At 69.7% G+C, this 16,142-nt stretch carries 13 protein-coding genes; 4 read left to right on the top strand and 9 right to left on the bottom strand.

Going from position 1 to position 16,142, the window contains the following annotated elements:
* The gene (gene tgmB, locus ACH4TL_RS20625; protein ID WP_398316694.1) at positions 1-933 is read right to left on the bottom strand and encodes an ATP-grasp ribosomal peptide maturase; all 933 of its coding nucleotides are present in this window, start codon (positions 931-933) and stop codon (positions 1-3) included.
* A 24-nt stretch (positions 934-957) separates the two neighbouring features.
* Entirely contained in the window at positions 958-1,149 is a 192-nt protein-coding gene (gene tgmA, locus ACH4TL_RS20630; protein ID WP_055552772.1) for a putative ATP-grasp-modified RiPP, read from the bottom strand.
* Between the two features lie 872 nt (positions 1,150-2,021).
* Here tgmA and ACH4TL_RS20635 point away from each other — a divergent pair.
* From ACH4TL_RS20635 to ACH4TL_RS20645, 3 genes are all read left to right on the top strand, one after another.
* Complete coding sequence (locus ACH4TL_RS20635; protein WP_398316786.1) at positions 2,022-3,335, top strand: hemolysin family protein; 1,314 nt, start codon at positions 2,022-2,024, stop codon at positions 3,333-3,335.
* A complete protein-coding gene (locus tag ACH4TL_RS20640; RefSeq protein ID WP_398316691.1) occupies positions 3,332-4,360 on the top strand; it encodes a hemolysin family protein in 1,029 nt (342 codons plus the stop codon). The genes ACH4TL_RS20635 and ACH4TL_RS20640 overlap by 4 nt, the downstream gene beginning before the upstream one ends.
* An 83-nt stretch (positions 4,361-4,443) precedes the next feature.
* Complete coding sequence (locus tag ACH4TL_RS20645; protein ID WP_398316689.1) at positions 4,444-4,710, top strand: GlsB/YeaQ/YmgE family stress response membrane protein; 267 nt, start codon at positions 4,444-4,446, stop codon at positions 4,708-4,710.
* Positions 4,711-4,806: 96 nt separating this feature from the next.
* On the opposite strand, the gene ACH4TL_RS20650 is transcribed toward ACH4TL_RS20645, so the two are convergent.
* The 4 genes from ACH4TL_RS20650 to ACH4TL_RS20665 all read right to left on the bottom strand — a co-directional run bounded on the left by ACH4TL_RS20650 (position 4,807) and on the right by ACH4TL_RS20665 (position 10,958).
* The gene (locus ACH4TL_RS20650) at positions 4,807-6,030 is read right to left on the bottom strand and encodes an MFS transporter (RefSeq protein ID WP_398316687.1); all 1,224 of its coding nucleotides are present in this window, start codon (positions 6,028-6,030) and stop codon (positions 4,807-4,809) included.
* Between the two features lie 80 nt (positions 6,031-6,110).
* Complete coding sequence (locus ACH4TL_RS20655; protein ID WP_398316685.1) at positions 6,111-6,851, bottom strand: arylmalonate decarboxylase; 741 nt, start codon at positions 6,849-6,851, stop codon at positions 6,111-6,113.
* 23 nt (positions 6,852-6,874) lie between these two features.
* Positions 6,875-7,099 carry a tautomerase family protein gene (locus ACH4TL_RS20660; RefSeq protein ID WP_398316683.1) on the bottom strand — a complete coding sequence of 75 codons (225 nt, stop codon included), beginning with the start codon at positions 7,097-7,099 and terminating at the stop codon, positions 6,875-6,877.
* 31 nt (positions 7,100-7,130) lie between these two features.
* Positions 7,131-10,958 carry an amino acid adenylation domain-containing protein gene (locus ACH4TL_RS20665; RefSeq protein ID WP_398316681.1) on the bottom strand — a complete coding sequence of 1,276 codons (3,828 nt, stop codon included), beginning with the start codon at positions 10,956-10,958 and terminating at the stop codon, positions 7,131-7,133.
* A 349-nt stretch (positions 10,959-11,307) separates the two neighbouring features.
* Between ACH4TL_RS20665 and ACH4TL_RS20670 the strand changes: the two genes are divergently transcribed.
* Positions 11,308-11,838 carry a MarR family winged helix-turn-helix transcriptional regulator gene (locus tag ACH4TL_RS20670; protein ID WP_398316679.1) on the top strand — a complete coding sequence of 177 codons (531 nt, stop codon included), beginning with the start codon at positions 11,308-11,310 and terminating at the stop codon, positions 11,836-11,838.
* 78 nt (positions 11,839-11,916) lie between these two features.
* Here the strand turns inward: ACH4TL_RS20670 and ACH4TL_RS20675 are convergent, their stop codons facing one another.
* The 3 genes from ACH4TL_RS20675 to ACH4TL_RS20685 all read right to left on the bottom strand — a co-directional run bounded on the left by ACH4TL_RS20675 (position 11,917) and on the right by ACH4TL_RS20685 (position 16,120).
* On the bottom strand, positions 11,917-14,172 hold the full coding sequence (locus ACH4TL_RS20675) for a BTAD domain-containing putative transcriptional regulator (RefSeq protein WP_398316678.1): 2,256 nt from the start codon (positions 14,170-14,172) through the stop codon (positions 11,917-11,919).
* A gap of 131 nt (positions 14,173-14,303) precedes the next feature.
* Positions 14,304-15,386 carry a hypothetical protein gene (locus tag ACH4TL_RS20680; RefSeq protein ID WP_398316677.1) on the bottom strand — a complete coding sequence of 361 codons (1,083 nt, stop codon included), beginning with the start codon at positions 15,384-15,386 and terminating at the stop codon, positions 14,304-14,306.
* A gap of 41 nt (positions 15,387-15,427) precedes the next feature.
* Positions 15,428-16,120 carry a LysR substrate-binding domain-containing protein gene (locus tag ACH4TL_RS20685; RefSeq protein WP_398316676.1) on the bottom strand — a complete coding sequence of 231 codons (693 nt, stop codon included), beginning with the start codon at positions 16,118-16,120 and terminating at the stop codon, positions 15,428-15,430.
* Between the last annotated feature and the right edge of the window lie 22 nt (positions 16,121-16,142).

The raw sequence follows: 16,142 nt of genomic DNA on the forward strand, positions 1-16,142 counted from the left end.
CTAGGCAGGGCGAGGCGCGGCGAGCCAGGTGGCGATGGTGGCGGCGATCGGCTGGCCGGTCTCCAGCTCGATGAACCCGAACTGGCCGCCCTGATTGCACTCCAGAAACCACCAGGTGCCGTCCTCGTCCTCGGCGAAGTCGAAAGCCCCGTAGGCGAGACCGCCGAGGGTCATGTATTCCCGGACGGCCCGGTCGATCCGGTGGGGAACGTCCACCGCGCCCCATAGATGGCCATAGAAACCATATCTCCCATCGACCTGCCCGGAAGCGGCGGTCTTCCGGGCGGCGAACAATCGGCCACCGACACAGGTCAGCCGGATATCGGCCGTTTTGGCAATGTAGCGCTGAAGAAGCGTGGCACCTGCCGCAACGCCCGAGAAATCCGTCTCGGGGTCGATGCGGGTGGTGGGCAGCGCTATTGGCGGATGGGCCGGCGGCGGGCCGGAGACGGTCTTCACCACGACGTCCTGGAACTGGCCCGCGAACTCCTTCGCGGCGCGCGGATAGGTGGTGATGAGTGTCGGGGGAACGGCGAATCCACTGCGGTGGGCGGTGCGCAACTGCCACGGTTTGGAGCGCGCCAAGAGGGCGGCACCGGGATGGTTCATCCAGCGCGCCTCGGTGGAATACAGCATTCCGTACAGGGCCTGTCCGCACTCGGCGGTCAGCCACTCGGAGGGCTGGGGGGCGTGCGCCGCCGGTTGTCCCGGGCGGCGCACCCATATGGACCGCAGGCTGTTCACGCTGACCAGGCGGCCGTCGGTCGACAGATAGCCGGTGAAGTCACCGCGTTCGAATTCGGTCGAGATCCCCGCCTGTCCGGGAAGGTCGGCGGGATCGAAGCGGATCAGAGGGACATTTCGCTCACGTAATTCGGCCACCACCAGGTCCGCTGTCACATCCTCCTGGCTGGTCAGGATGAGTACCGTCATCGACGTCGGGAGTCGGTGGGTGGGTCAGTCGTCGAAGTGCGTCTTGGAGCCCGCCGTGGACGTCGTCGTGCCGCATTCCAGGAGCACCCCCCGGTCCGAGATGGCGGGCCGCCCGTCGGGCAGCACATTCAACTGGAGGGCGGCGTTGTACGAGTACGGAATGACGGCCGGTGATTGGTCGGCCGGGACCGCATGGTTCAGGGCGAAGGGCTGCATGACTGACCTCTAATGCTCCACGGGATTCGCTTGTTTCGAGATGAGCTCAACCATCACACAACAGTACGTACTAAATTGGTAGGAGTCTCGCTACGCGTTGTTATGTCAGATCTGTGACAGCATGAAGTACGTCACACCACGTGCGCAATTCCATTACCGTCGACCCGGTTCCGGGGCGCGAACCGCCCCGTGACGGCCCCGGCGCGACCGCCGCTCACCTACCGGATCCATGCCTCCACCTCCGTGTTTGCGGAGGGTGCAATGCCCATCCGCGAACAACCCGCCATGCCTGTCGGCAACCAAGACGCCATTCCGGCCGTCCGGGTTGGCCGATAAGGCCACTCCGGTCTCCGGGGTCGCGGGGGCGCGCCGAGGCGTCGGTGTGAGCTGGATCTCCTGTCTCCCGTCCCACGGCTGCCCGCCGGGGCGCACCGGACCGGCGGCCGGAACCGGTGCCACGGTGGGCCGGTCCGCGCCGAATCGACCAGGCAGTCGTTTGAACACCATCGCGGCGTTCACTCCTTCTCTGTGCGCCGTTCACCGTTCTTGCCGGACCGAACGCTCCGGCCGGGTAAAGCAACTCCCGCGCCTGTGTCATGGGTGGATCAATTCGGCCACCTTGCCGGGTGTCGCCCGCACTTCCCCGAGGCCCTTGCCAGGGAGGGGAGACGGACGACTGTCCGGGAACCTTCGCTCGCGCTTTGCCGTTCCTTTACCAGCAGCCCCTCGAGCCATGAAGGAGTCGCGGTCACCGCGATGGACGAACCTCCGAGTACCACCCTCCCCCTCCCCGACGCGCAGGCGCCGGTTTCCGCCCATGAGCCGTCCACCCCCGCGTGGTCCATCGAGCGCATCGGAAGGGGGCCGGTGTGCTGACCGAAGTGCTGCTGGTCCTGCTGGCCCTGGCGCTGACCCTGGCCTGCGCGGTCTTCGTCGCCGCGGAGTTCTCGCTGACCACGGTCGAGCGCGCGGAGCTGGAGCGCGCGGCCGCCGAGGGCGAGCGCGGAGCCGGAAGCGCGCTCAAGGCTGCCCGGAGGCTGACGTTCCAGCTGTCCGGCGCCCAACTGGGCATCACCGTGACCTCGCTGGTGATCGGCATGCTCGCCGAACCCTCGCTGGCCGTCCTGCTGCGCGGCCCGCTGGCCGCCGCGGGGCTGGGCTCCGCCGCCTCGTCCGTGGCCTCGGTGCTCGGCGTGGCGCTGTCGACCGTCGTCCTGATGGTGATCGGCGAGCTGGTCCCCAAGAACTGGGCGATCTCCCGCCCGCTGGCCGTGGCCAAGGTGGTCGCGGGCCCCCAGCGCGGCTTCACCGCCGCCTTCGCCCCGCTGATCCACCACCTGAACAACACCGCGAACCGCCTGGTGCGCCGCGTCGGCCTGGAGCCCGCCGAGGAGCTGGCATCGGCCCGCACCCCGGACGAACTGGTCGCGCTGGCCCGCCATTCGGCGGCGGAGGGCGCGCTGGAGCCCGATTCGGCCGAGCTGTTCGTCCGTACGCTCCACCTGGGCGAGCTGACCGCCGAGAACGTGATGACCCCGCGGGTGGACGTGCAGGCGCTGGAGGCGCACGCGTCCGCCGCCGACGCCGCCAACCTCACGCTGGCCACCGGCCTGTCCCGGTTCCCCGTCTACCGCGACAGCCTGGACGAGGTCGTCGGCACCGTGCACATCCGCGACGTCCTCGCGCTGGACGCCGCCCGCCGCCCCAGCACCCCGGTCACCGAACTGGCCACGCCTCCGCTGCTGGTCCCCGACAGCCTCCCGGTGGACCGGCTGCTGGAACGGCTGCGCGGCGCGCACACCATGGCCGTCGTCATCGACGAGTACGGCGGCACCGCCGGGGTCGCCACCCTGGAGGACATCGTCGAGGAGGTCGTCGGCGACGTGCGCGACGAACACGACCCCGACGAGAGCCCCGCCCTGGTGCCCGCGGGCCCCGGCACCTGGGAGGCCGACGGCGCCGTCCGGCTGGACGAGCTGTCCGCCATCGCGCTGACCGTGCCCGAGGGCCCGTACGAGACCGTCGCGGGCCTGATGGCCACCGCCCTGGGGCGCATCCCCGAGGCGGGCGACGCCATCGAGACCGACGGCTGGCGGCTCACCGTGCTCAAGGTGGACCACCACCGCGCCGACCGCATACGCATCACCGCCCCGGCCGCCGCCGACACGGGAGAGGACGCCCGATGACCCTGCTCCAACTGGCCATCGGCGCCCTCACCCTGCTCACCAACGCCTTCTTCGTCGGCGCCGAGTTCGCCCTGATCTCCGTGCGCCGCAGCCAGATCGAACCGCGTGCCAAGGAGGGCGGGAAGCGCGCCCGCACCGTGCTGTGGGCGCTGGAGCACCTGTCCGCCCTGCTGGCCACCGCCCAGCTGGGCATCACCATCTCCTCGCTCGTCCTCGGCGCGGTCGCCGAACCGGCCATCGCCCATCTGCTGGAGCCGGTGTTCGCGGCCGTCCGCGTCCCCGAGGCCCTGGTGCACCCGATCGCGTTCGTCCTCGCCCTGACCGCGGCCACCTATCTGCACATGCTCATCGGCGAGATGGTCCCCAAGAACATCGCGCTGGCCGCCCCGGAGCGCACCGCGCTGCTCCTCGGCCCGCCCCTGGTGGCCGTCACCCGCGCGCTGCGCCCCGTCGTCTTCGGCATCAACGCCTTCGCCAACGGGCTGCTGCGGCTGCTGAAGGTCGAGCCCAAGGACGAGGTCGAATCGGTCTACACCGACGCCGAACTCATCCGGATGGTGCGGGACTCCAGCGACGCGGGCCTGCTCGACGCCTCCGGCAGCGAGCGGCTGCGCGACGCCCTGGAGCTGGGCACCCGGCGGGCGGGCGACATCCTCGTACCGCTCGGCGAGACGGTCACCGTCGACCACCGGGTCACCCCCGCCGTCCTGGAGCGCACCGCGGCCGCCTCGGGCTTCTCCCGGCTGCCGGTCACCGGCCCCGGCGGCACGGTGCTGGGCTACCTCCACATCAAGGACACCCTCGGCGTGACCGACCGCGACCGGCCCTTCCCGCGCTCCGCCCTGCACGCGGTCACCCGGGTCCGCGCCGACACCCCGCTGGACGACACGCTGACGGCGATGCGCGGCGCCGGGACCCATCTGGCGGCGGTGACGGGCGACGACGGCGCCGTCCTCGGCTTCGTGACGATGACGGACGTCCTGGAGGAGCTGGTGGGGGAGGCGGCATCGGATGTCCCGGCGTGAGGTTTGCCCCGTACGGCCCGGTAAAGAAGCCAGACGGGCAGCCAAGACCCGCACTCCGCACAGCGAAAGGCCAGAACCGCACCATGAGCATCGTGAGCTGGATCGTCCTCGGGCTTATCGCCGGAGCCGTCGCCAAGTTCCTCCTCCCCGGCCGTGACCCGGGCGGTCTCATCGGCACCACCGTCATCGGCGTCGTCGGCTCCTTCATCGGCGGCTGGCTCTCCGCCGAGTTCCTCGACCGCCCCGTCGACGACCAGTTCTTCGACCCCGCCACCTGGGGCGCCGCCATCGGCGGCTCCCTGGTCCTGCTGATCGCCTACCGGCTGCTGTTCGGCCACTCCCGCCGCTGACGGCCGGAGCCGCCCGGGCCCGCCCGGGCATGCGAAAACGGCCTCCTCCGCTACGTGCCGCCCAGGGCGTAGGGGAGGAGGCCGATGTGGTTCGATTCAGCCGTCGGTGACGCGGGGGCCGGGCTTGAAGCCGTGCCGATGGGCCACGGCGACGACCGCGGTGGCCAGCAGGGTCAGCCCGAGCAGCACCCAGGGGAGGGAAGCGGCGCCGGCCGACTCCAGCAGGAGACCGCCGAACACCCCGCCGCCCGCGACCGCGAGGTTGAAGACGGTGACGAACATCGACTGCGCGACATCGGCCGCCTCCCCGGCCGCGTCCGCGTTGGCCGTCTGGAGCAGCGTGGGCGCGCCGCCGAACGTCGCCCCCCAGCCGACGATGCCGAGGAACACCAGCGGCACGGATGTGCCCGCGACCCCCAGCACCAGGGACGCCAGCGCGAACCCGGCGAGGCTCAGCAGGGTGACCTGGCGCAGCTTGCGGTCGACCAGGACGCCGGTGAGCCAGATCCCCACGATCGCCGAGGCGCCGAACACCAGCAGCGCGAGGTCGACGCGCTCACCGAGACCGGCCCGCTCCAGGAACGGGGCGATGTAGGTGTAGAGGATGTTGTGCGCCAGGATCCACAGGAGCACCACGGCCAGCACGGCGCCGATGCCCGGCATGAGGAAGATCTGCCGGATCGGCTGCCGCTCGGTGGCGCTCTGCCCGGGGAAGTCCGGGACCAGCGCGCGGATCCAGAACATCAGCAGCAGCGCGACGCCGGACATGATCCAGAACACCCCGCGCCAGTCGAACAGCGACCCGAGCCAGGTGCCCAGCGGGACCCCGAGCGTCAGCGCGACCGGCTGGCCCACGCCGACGATGGCCAGCGCCCGCCCCTGGAGGTGTTCGGGCACCAGCCGACGGCCGTATCCGGCGAGCAGCCCCCAGACGACACCGGCCGCCATACCGGCGATGAAGCGGGCGACGAGGGTGAGTTCATAGCTCGTGGACAGCGCCGTGACGGTGTTGAACGCCAGCAGCCCGCCGACCGCGAGGAGCAGCAGTGGCCGCCGCCGCATACTGCGGGTGGCGGCGATGACGGGGATGGCCGCCACCACGGAACCGATCGCGTAGAGCGTGACGAGCTGTCCCGCCAGCCCTTCGGAGACGCCGAGTCCGTCGCCGATCTGCGGCAGGAGACCCGCGGGCGTGGTCTCGGTCATGATGGCCAGGAATCCGGCCGTCGTCAGCGCCAGCAGTTTCCCGATGGGGAGCCGGTCGTCCTCGATGACCCGCTGCGGGTCGATGGCAGTCTTCTCACTGCCGGTAGTGCTCACGTAGTTCTCCTGTCTTTTCGTGTTTTCCCTGTGGGCGCCGGGCGGGGGCGTTTCGGCACGCCCCCGCCCGGCGGGTTTTCTCAGTACTCGGCGGCCAGGGAGCCGAATCCCGTGACGCGGTCGGCGATGCCGTTCTGCCGCAGCGCCCGCCAATAGAGCACCGTGTTGTTGGAGATGACCGGCTTGCCGAGCCATTCCTCGGCTCCGGCCGCGACGCGCATCATGGCCATGTTGGTGCCCACCTGCACGATCGCCTCCACATCCGGGGTGTCGACGGCCTTGATGGCTTCGCGCAGCTCGGGCTCGCCGACATGGGCGATGCGCTCGGGGCTGCTGCATCCAAGACCCGACATCGACACCACGTCATATCCGGATTCGGTGAAGAACCGGCTCACCGAGTCGTCACCGGCCGGAACGTACGGGGTGATGACCCCGAGCCGCCGGGCGCCGTAATGCGACAGCGCCGTGGTGAAGGCGTCCGGGCTCATGGTCACCGGAAGTCCGCCGCTGGCGGACTTCATCGACGCCACCACCTCGTCCTGGGATCCGGGTCCGTCCCAGTAGATCTCGGGGGAGAAAGCGATGACGAAGCAGTCGGGTTTGCACGGCAGCAGACTGCCGATCGCCCGATGGGTCGCCTCCCGGTAACTGCTGACCAGATCGTCGATGCCACCGGTCAGCGAGGTGTCCTCGGTCTGCATGCGCCCGGTGTGGTTGGTCACCCCTTCGGGGCGCATGGCTTCCATTTCCGGCTGGACGGAGGTGTTGGTCGCGGGGAGGACCACGCCGACTTTGAGACGGGGTCCGAGGCAGTCGGTCATATTGAACTCCTTGAACGCGTTTCTCAGTAGTTCGGGGTCTTGATCAGCAGATGCTCCCGGCCTATGATTTCCGGAACGATGACGGCGTCGTTCCATGACGACTGGTCCACCTGCTCCAGTGCGATCGAGACGGCGCCCTCGGGGACCTCGAAGTGCCGCGTGACGAGTGCGGTCAGGTCCTCGACGAGCTCCTTCCGCTGCTGCTCTCCGACGTCCTTCGGAAAGTGCTTGATGGTCAGATGAGGCACGTCTTCCTCCCTGGATCCGAGGGGGCGGACATCAGTTGCCGAGGCGGGTGTGGATCGCCGAGATGAGTTCGCCGACCCCCTTTTCCTTGAGCACGCTGTAGTGGTCCCCGGCCATCTCCACCATGGTCGGGGGCACCGCGGAATAGCCCGAACTTCCCTCGATGAACGAGTAGTCGTCGCCCGTGGCCTTGAAGATGGTCACGGGGGTGTTCAGCTTGCGCTCGGCCAGTTCGCGGAAGCTGTACTCGAATTCGTACGTCGCCTCCACGATCCGGGTGATCCGGCGGATCAGCGCCTCGTCCAGCTGCGGGAGGAGTGCATGGATGTACGCCACGAACTCGTCCTCGTTCCGGACCGTCTCGAGGCAGCGGTCGCGGTCGGGCCCGCTGATGCCGCCGGTGAAGACGGAGTAGAGGATCGTGAGGTAGGCCGGATTGCGGTACGTCGCCTCACGCCCGTACTGTTTTCCTTCCGTCTCGCGGACCTTGGGATTCCCGGGGCAGATCAGGAACAGGTTCTCCACCTGGTGCCCCGCGTCCTCCAGCTGCCACGCGGTCTCGAACGCGACCCGGGCGCCGAAGGAATATCCCCACAGGGTGTACGGGCCTTCCGGCTGGATTTTCCGGATCTCGGCCACATCCGCCGCGGCCATGTCCCGGATCGTCGCGTACGGCGTCTCGCCGTCGTTGATGCCGTGCGCCTGAATTCCGTAGAACGGCCGGTTCACATCGGCGCCCGAGGCGAGCTGCTGGAGATTCATGGGATAGCCGCCGAGCCCCGGCCAGCAGAACACCGGCGACTGGCTTCCCCCGGAGTGCAGCCGCAGAAAGCGGGATATCTCCCCGGTGACGGTGCCGTCGACATGGCGGGCGAGCCGGGCGACCGTGGGCGCCTCGAAGAGCACCTGCACCGGAAGCCGGGTCCCGAACCGCTTGTTGAGGCGGTTGACCAGGGTCACGGCGATGAGCGAATTGCCGCCCGCTTCGAAGAAGTTGTCCTCGGCGGAGACCGGTTCGTACCGCAGCGCCGCCCCCCACAGCTCGGCGAGGGCCTTTTCGGCGTCGGTGCTCGGCGCCACGAAGGCGCGGCTCTCCAGCCCCTGCGACATCTCGTCGAAGGTGGCCAGCGTCTTGACGTCGATCTTGCCGTTGGCCGTCTGCGGCAGCGCGTCCAGCACGACGACCTTGTTGGGCAGCATGTAGTCCGGCAGATAGGCGGCCAGGTCGTCCCTGATCACCTCGGTCGGACCCTTCATATGGACGACGTCCTCGCCCATGCCCTCGCTCGCCTCCTGCTCGGCCGAGATCCGGCCGCCGACGAAGAAGTAGGAGGCACCGGCCGGGATCCCGCGCTCGGTCAGGATGGCGTCCAGCCGTCGCGCGGCGGGCAGCGGATTGCCGCTCTTGGAGCTGTAGCCGGAGGACATCAGCCCCAGCCCCAGCTGGTTGGCCTGGAGGTGGTGGAGCTTCTTGCCGAGCGCGATGTACTCCAGCCACGGTTCGGCCGCCCGGCTGACGGCGCTGATGCCGAAACTGGAGCGTTCGTAGACCGCCTGGTTGATGGCGATCACCTGCTTCTTCTCCACCAGCTCGTCGGAGATCTTCTCCAGGTCGCCGTCCTGGTAGCGGTACTGACCGCCCGGCAGGTCGGTGACCTTCCCGGGGTGGACCTGGAGGTAGATCTCGGTGGGGTCCTCCGGCGGCCGGCCGTCGCTCTGCCGGATGTCGAAGGTGCCCAGATAGTGGTCGTCCGGGGCCACGTCGAACTGCTCCAGCAGCTCCGGCCGGAAGCCGTCCGGGTGGATGGCCAGGCCATGGGCGGGCAGCACCTGCTCGAACAGGCCGACCATATGGCCCGTCTCGAACTCCAGGACTTCGAGGATGTTGTTCTTGTAGACGGGCTCGATGGCCTGCCGCTTGCCGACGAAGTGGACCTTCAGCCGCGGGGAGTCGCCCTCCTCGACGGTGCGGATCCGGCTCAGCTGGTGGTCCAGCGGGTTGTAGTAGTAGATCCCGGCCGGCAGATCACCGATGCCCGCGAGCTCCAGATACATCTGGGTCGCGTACAGCGCGCCGGGCGAGGCGTACGCGTACTTCGGCAGCAGCCGCTCCTCGCTGTGGAACTGACCGAAGGACCGCAGCACCGTGCCCAGCCCCTGAAGCGTCAGCTCGCCCAGCGGGCGGGACGACAGCGGGTCGACACCGTGGTCGAGCAGCTTGAGGACGCGGGCCCGGCTGACGTCCCCGCCCTCGTAGAACCGGTAGGTCTTGCGGGCGAACGCCTCCCGGCGCAGCTCCGGGCTCGCGTCGCGCCCGGGCAGGTCCACCCGGGGCCGCCCGGCGAGCTGTTCGGCGTCACGCAGCCCGGGGTTGGAGAGCTGGGCCTTGACCTGGAGCTTGTTGGACTTGGACTGGTGGTGGGAGCCGTGGTTGCCCTGGTCCATCAGGGCGGCTTCCTTGGGGTTCAGCTCCACGGCGGCGACGAGGTTCTGGGATCCGGTACGCGCGTCGTCCTTCACCAACACGGCGGCCCGCTTGACCCAGGCGTGGTTCTCGATGGTGCGGGCGATCTCGTCCAGCTCGACGCGGTAGCCGCGCAGCTTGACCTGGCTGTCGGTCCGGCCGAGGAAGTGGACGGTGCCGTCGGGGGCCTGGGACACCAGGTCGCCGGTCCGGTACAGCCGCACCGGGTCCTGCCCGGGCTCCGGCGCGAGGTGCGGGAAGCGCTCCTCGGTCAGCTCGGCCCGGTGCAGATAGCCGCGGGCGAGCTGGACACCCGAGATGTACAGTTCACCGGTCTCGCCGTGCGGCACGGGCCGGTGGTCCTTGCCCAGCACGTGGTAGCCGGTGCGGTCGACCGGGGTGCCGATGGGGATGACGGTGGGTTCGTCGTCCACGGTGGCCGGGTCGACCTCGTACGACGAGGAGTTGATGGTGCACTCGGTGGGTCCGTACAGGTTCACCAGCCGCGCCGTCGGCAGCGTCGCGAAGAACTCAGCGGCCAGCGCCCTGGTCAGCGCCTCGCCACCGCTGAACACCCGGTTCAGGCTGGTGCAGCCGTCCAGCCGCTCGGTGTCCACCAGCGCCTGGAGCAGCGTCGGGACGCACTGGAGCGTGGTCACCCGGTGGCGGTCGATCGTGTCGATCAGACCCTCCGGGTCGCGGTAGACCCCCGGGGCGCCCATCACCACACGGGCGCCGCACGCCGAGCCGAGGATCTCCCACTGGGCGGCGTCGAAACTCATCGGGGTCTTCTGGAGGATGACGGTGTCATCGCCGAGGTGCCCGGAGTCCTGGAGCCAGCTCAGCTGGGCGACGATGCTGCGGTGTTCGACCATCACCCCCTTGGGCCGGCCGGTGCTTCCGGAGGTGTAGATGACATAGGCGAGCCCGTCCGGCTGTGGCTCCTCCGCGCTGCCCGGCGGTGACAGCGGGGGACCGGTCGGCTGTTCGGCCAGGGCCTCGTCGACCGTGAGGATCAGGGTGTCGGTCGGGGCGAGCTGGCGCAGTCGGCCCGCCAGATGCGGCTGGCAGACGATGACCTGCGCCCGGGCGTTCTCGATGATGAAGCGCAGCCTTTCCTCCGGATAGTCCGGGGAAAGCGGCACATACGCGCCGCCGGCGCCGAGGATGCCCCAGGCGCCGATGACGAGGTCGAGGGACGGATCGGTGAAGAGCCCCACGCGGTGGTCGCGCCGTACGCCGGCCTCCTGGAGCCGACGCGTTAAGCGGGCGCTTCGGTCGAGGAGGCCCGCATAGGTGAGCTGGGCGTCCGCGGAGACGACTGCGACGTCGTCGGGTCGTGAGGCAGCCTGTGCGCGGAGGAGCGCAGGGAGGGTGGCGTTGTTTCCGACAGGCATGAATAACCTTCCCGTGTCTCTGTTGATGGCTTCCGGCGATGGCTTTCGGCGAGGGCTTCGTTGCGCGACGCCGTCGGATGAGATCAAGCAGTGTTGACGAGACTGGGCTGTTCAGGTCTTCGGTTGTCACCCCAGACATGGCCCGGCCGGGACCTTCGGCCGGAAGGCGTCCCGGGCCTGGCGCCGGCCATGGGCATGGACGAGGGTTGGTGTGCTCATGGGGGTGGCCGGGAATCGGCCTCGGTTGCGTACCCAGAGCTGTCTGACAGCCACTGACCGTAGAAAGTAGGCTTGGTTCATGTCAAATAGTTCGATGTTGAACTCGCCCCGAAGAGGCGGGACCGACGAGATGAACGAGCAGCCCGGGCAGGCGGAGGACGCGCTCGATCGCATCCTTCAGCAGTGGGCCGAGACCCGCCCTGACCTGGACGCATGGTCCATGGGGCTGATGGGGCGGCTCTTCCGTGCGACCCGGCTTGTCGAGCGGGGTGTTGTGGAATACCTCGCAGCCGAGGGGATGGAGCGCTGGGAATTTGATGTGCTCGCAACGTTGCGGCGCAGCGGCCCGCCGTACGCGCTGTCCCCGAAGGCCCTGGCCGCGACCATGATGATCAAGCCTCCGGCGCTGACCCATCGGGTCGACCGGCTGGTGCACCGCGGGCTGGTCGACCGCGAGCTCGATCCCACCAACCGGCGCCGCATGGTGATTTCACTCACCCCGGAGGGATTCGAGCTGCTGGACGAGGCGGTGGAGGGCCATGTCCTCAACGGAGAACGCCTGTTCAGCGCCCTGGACCGGGTGGAGCAGGAGCAGTTGACCCATCTGATGCGCAAGCTGCTGCTGTCGCTCGGCGACGCGGCTCCCCCGAACACCCCTTGAGCGGCGGCCGGGCGTCGTGTGAACTCCGGGACGTCCGGCGGTGCGCCATGTTTCATCAGGAGTTCACACCGGCCCGGGTCAGGCCGGTGGCGCCGACGCCGGAGTCGTACGGCCCGGCCCGCCCACGCTGACCTGCCTGGGCCAATCCCTGAGCACGAGGCCGTGCCGGGTTCGGCGACGCCCCACCCCGACCCGGCCCAGGATGCTGTCCCGGGCGGTCTCCAGATCGGGGAGGAGCCCGTCGGCGGGGTTCAGGTCGGCGAGGGCCGCGACGAACTGATCGGCGATGTGGCCCGCTTCGCACCGTCGGCCCGCGAGCACGGCACTGGCGATGGAGTCCCGTTGCAGGGTCAGCCAGCGGGCGGCGGCTCCCTCGTCGTCGAAGGCGGGGAGCGGACAGCCGGTCCGGAGCGACGGCCGCGGGGCGCCGTGCCGCGGATCCCGGTTCATCTTCCAGCACGCCCGGCCGTACCAGCACAGCAGTTCGCGGAGGAGGGCGGTGCGGTCGGCCGGTGACTCCTCCGCCTCGGCCACCTCCTGGGCCAGTGCCCGCAGCAGGGGATCGAGGCGGTACCGGCCGGGGTTCGGGGACGCCAGCAGCCGGGCGTCGACAAGTCGCTCCAGGGTGTCCTGCGCCTGGTGCGGGTGGCAGTTCAGCATGGCCGCCACGGGCTCCGGAGTGACTTCGGCGGCGCCCAGGACACCCAGCGCGCGGAAGGCCGCGTCGGGGGCGGGGGCCGCCGGGTGGCGGTGACGGAGGGAGCGAGCGCGCAGAGCGGCGTACTCGGATCGCAGACCCGCGCCTACGGTGAGGTCGCCGACGCGTAACTCGTCGAGTAATCGGCCGGGAGAGGTGAGCCGTTCGGCCAGATCGCCCAGGGACCACTGCTCACGGGCCAGGCAGCGGGTACCGGCTATCCGGATCGCCAGCGGCAGCCCGGCGCAGACGGAGGCGACGCGCTGGGCGGCATGTGGCTCCTTCCGCACACGGTGGTGGCCGACGATGCTTCCCAGCAGGTCCAGTGACGCGTCTTCGGTGAGCGGGCTCACCGTCATGGCGCAGGCCCCCTCCAGATCCGCGAGATGGTTGCGGCTGGTGACGATCACGCGGCTGCCGCCGCTTCCCGGGACCAGGTGACGGACCTGGGCGGCGTCATGGGCATCGTCGAGGACGACGAGCATCGTGCGGTCGGCGATCAACGACCGGTACAGGCCGACCCGTTCGGCCTCGTCATCGGGGACGGCGGACCGGTCGAGACCCAGGTCCGTCAGGAAGCGGACCAGCACGTCGGCGGTCGGGACCGGTCGCCCGTCGGCGTCCCGCAGCGCGGCGAAGAGTTCGCCCTCCTCGAACTTGTCGCGCAGGCCATGGGCCACATGCAGGGCCAGCGCGGTCTTGCCCACCCCGGGCCTGCCGGTGAGCGCCACGGTCACGGTGCCACCCGGGCCCCATGCCGGGGAGCACAGGGAGGAGCGGAGCGCGGCGGATTCCTCGGCCCGCCCGACGAGGGCCGCGGGAGGGACGGGTAACTGCGCAGGCCGTAGCCGTCCCCGGGGCCGGTTCACCGTGACGCGCTCGTCGGCGGTCGGCCGCGGCGCGTCGTCCGTCAGCACCCGCTGCTGCATCTGTCGCAGCTCGGGCCCGGGTTCGGTCCCCAGCTGGTCGATCAGCAGGACGCGGGTGCGCTGGAAGACCTCCAGGGCCTCGCACTGCTGTCCCGAGCGGGACAGCGCCAGCATCAGCCGGGCCGCCATCGGCTCGTCCAGCGGGTTCTGGAGGACCAGGCGCCACAGCTCGGGAAGCATCTTGTTGTGCCGGCCGAGCTCCAGTTCGATGTCGATCCGCTTGGCGACGGTCTGCTTGCGCAGCTCCTGGAGGTGGCGCACCTCGACCTCGCACAGCGTGGCGGAGGGGATGTCCAGCAACGGTTCGTCCCGCCACAGCGACAGCGCCCGGGTCAGTTCGTCGGCCGCGGTGGACAGGTCACCGGCGGCGATGGCGGTCTCCGCGGCGCGGCGGTGCGCGGCGCACTGGCCGAGATCGCTTTCGCTTTCGTCGAGTTCGAGGAGATAACCCGGGGAACGGGTCACGATCCGCCGGCCCACCTCGGGGCCGAGCACCTGTCTCAGACGCATGGCGTAGGTGCGCAGGGTGGCGGAGGCGCTGGACGGCGGGACTCCGTCCCACAGGAAGTACGAGAGGCGGTCGATGGACACGACGCGGTTCGCGTTGAGCAGCAGCGCGGCCAGCAGGATGCGTTGCCGGGACGCGGGGACGGTCAGCTGGCGCCCCTCGACGGTGACGGTGAGGGGGCCGAGAAACGCGAAGTGCACGACTACCTCATTCGGACGTCGACTGGCGGACCCGGGGATGTAAGCCCTAGATCATGATCCATGATGAAAGACCGGCAGAAGACCTAGTTTGAGGTGACCGGAATACCCCCTTGAGGCGGATGTGAACTGCCTCAGACGTAGACGGACGAGGCGAGGTCCCGGAGCGGAACTCGCCGGTGTTTTCCCAGCAGCGCGGACGTGAGGCGGTAGGAGTCGACGAAGGACCGGCCGCCGGTGCTCCGCCGCAGGAACTCCGCCACGTCCGGTGTGTCCGGGGTGTCGTCCCTGGCGAGCAGCTTCTCGGCCCGGTCGATGAATCCGTGCAGCAGATCCATGCGGAACGACTGGTCGCTGCCCTTTCCGAGCCCCGCGATGAAGTACAGACGCAGGCCGAGGCGCACGGCTTCGGCGGTTCCACGGGCACTCAGTTCGTCCGCGAGCCCGGCGACGGTGTGCCGCCGGTCGACTCCATGACGGCTTGACCGTACGACGCCGTCGAGGGGCACTCTGTTGAGGCTGAGGCGGTGGGTGCGGGCGCCGAGCGCGCCGAGGATCTTCTGGAGCAGTATGTAGTCCTCGGTCAGCTCGCGGTCGTGTACGAGGACGATCTCGTCGTAGTCGTCGAGCATCGGCACCAGGTCGCGCAGGGCGCAGCCCAGGTAGTTGGGATGGCCGGTGGCGGAGGTGAGCGCGCGCAGGGGCAGGCCCTGCGCGGTGGCGTCGAGATAGACGGGGCCTCCGTCGCAGCGGGTGTCCAGGCACAGGTCGCGCTTGGCGAGGTGTTCGACCACCTCCTCCAGCCCCAGCCTGGGCGGCTGCCGCCGGGTGATGCCCGGGTCGTGCAGACCCAGCCAGGCGTAATGCCCGCGCCAGATGTCCAGGATCCGCCGGCTCACCGGATGGGTCCACCCGGTGTCCTCGACCGCGCGGACGTACGGCTGGAGCGCTTCGTCCGGCGGCGGTGACGGCTGCGTCTGGAAGGCCGTGTAGAGACGGCCGATGTCGTCCTCCCCGCACCGGGAGGGGTCGATGTCCGGGCAGGCGCGGTCCAGGTACTCCCAGAAGCCCGCGGTCTGGCGGGTGATGTTGAAGGTGGTGTGGCTGTAGAGATAGTCGACGTCGGTCAGCAACCGCGTGGAGCGGAACATGGCGTCCACCCACAGCAGACCCTTGAGGTGGCTCAGCCCGAGCGCCTTGGTGGGGGTCACGGTCACCGGAGCGATCAGCACTCTGGGCGTGTGCGGCGGACGGTCCGTCATCGCTGTGCGCCCGTGGCGGGTACGGCGAAGCCCTCGGCGGCCGCCTGCGCGAAGGCCAGGACCGCGGGCGAGGTCCGCGCCGTGACCCACACCAGGCAGACGGGGGCGGGGTCCAGATCGGTGATGGGCACGTAGACGACGCCCGGATGGCTGACCGCCCGCATGGATTCGATGGTGGGGTGGACGGCCCGCCCCTCGACGATCGCGGCGAACATGTCCTGCATCGAGTCGGCGGGACACCTCCTCACCAGGGGCCGCCCCTGCGCCGATACGTGCGGGACCAGCTGGTCGTAGACATCGGCGGGAAAGGCCCCGGGACGCTGGAACAAGTCGTGGTCCGCGAGGTCGTCACTGCTCACCGAGGCCCGGCCGGCGAGCGGATGACCAGCGGCGACGGCGACGACGCGCCCTTCGGTGTAGAGCACGGGGCCGACGGTCAGATCCGGCTCGTCAATGCGGAAGCGCGTGATCATCACGTCCGCCTCGCCCGCGCGCAGCGCGCGGTAGGGGTCCGAGATGAGCGCTTCCGAGACGGTCACCGGATGCCGGTGCCCGGCCTCATTCGCCGCGGCGAGGATCTTTTCCGCCGCGTCCGGGGACCCCGGATACACCAGCCGGAGCGGGCCGTCCGGGCTGGTTCCGGCGGTGCCGGAGTGCGGCTCGGCGGCGGGCGGTTCGGTCGTACGCACGATGATGCTCCCTTGTGGAGAC

It is taken from the genome of Streptomyces sp. NPDC021115, from assembly GCF_044333065.1.
Taxonomy (GTDB): domain Bacteria; phylum Actinomycetota; class Actinomycetes; order Streptomycetales; family Streptomycetaceae; genus Streptomyces.

Coding starts and splice junctions, on each gene's coding strand:
- tgmB (WP_398316694.1), bottom strand. CDS start 933: ATGACGGTACTCATCCTGACCAGCCAGGAGGATGTGACAGCGGACCTG.
- tgmA (WP_055552772.1), bottom strand. CDS start 1,149: ATGCAGCCCTTCGCCCTGAACCATGCGGTCCCGGCCGACCAATCACCG.
- ACH4TL_RS20640 (WP_398316691.1), top strand. CDS start 3,332: ATGACCCTGCTCCAACTGGCCATCGGCGCCCTCACCCTGCTCACCAAC.
- ACH4TL_RS20645 (WP_398316689.1), top strand. CDS start 4,444: ATGAGCATCGTGAGCTGGATCGTCCTCGGGCTTATCGCCGGAGCCGTC.
- ACH4TL_RS20655 (WP_398316685.1), bottom strand. CDS start 6,851: ATGACCGACTGCCTCGGACCCCGTCTCAAAGTCGGCGTGGTCCTCCCC.
- ACH4TL_RS20665 (WP_398316681.1), bottom strand. CDS start 10,958: ATGCCTGTCGGAAACAACGCCACCCTCCCTGCGCTCCTCCGCGCACAG.
- ACH4TL_RS20670 (WP_398316679.1), top strand. CDS start 11,308: ATGAACGAGCAGCCCGGGCAGGCGGAGGACGCGCTCGATCGCATCCTT.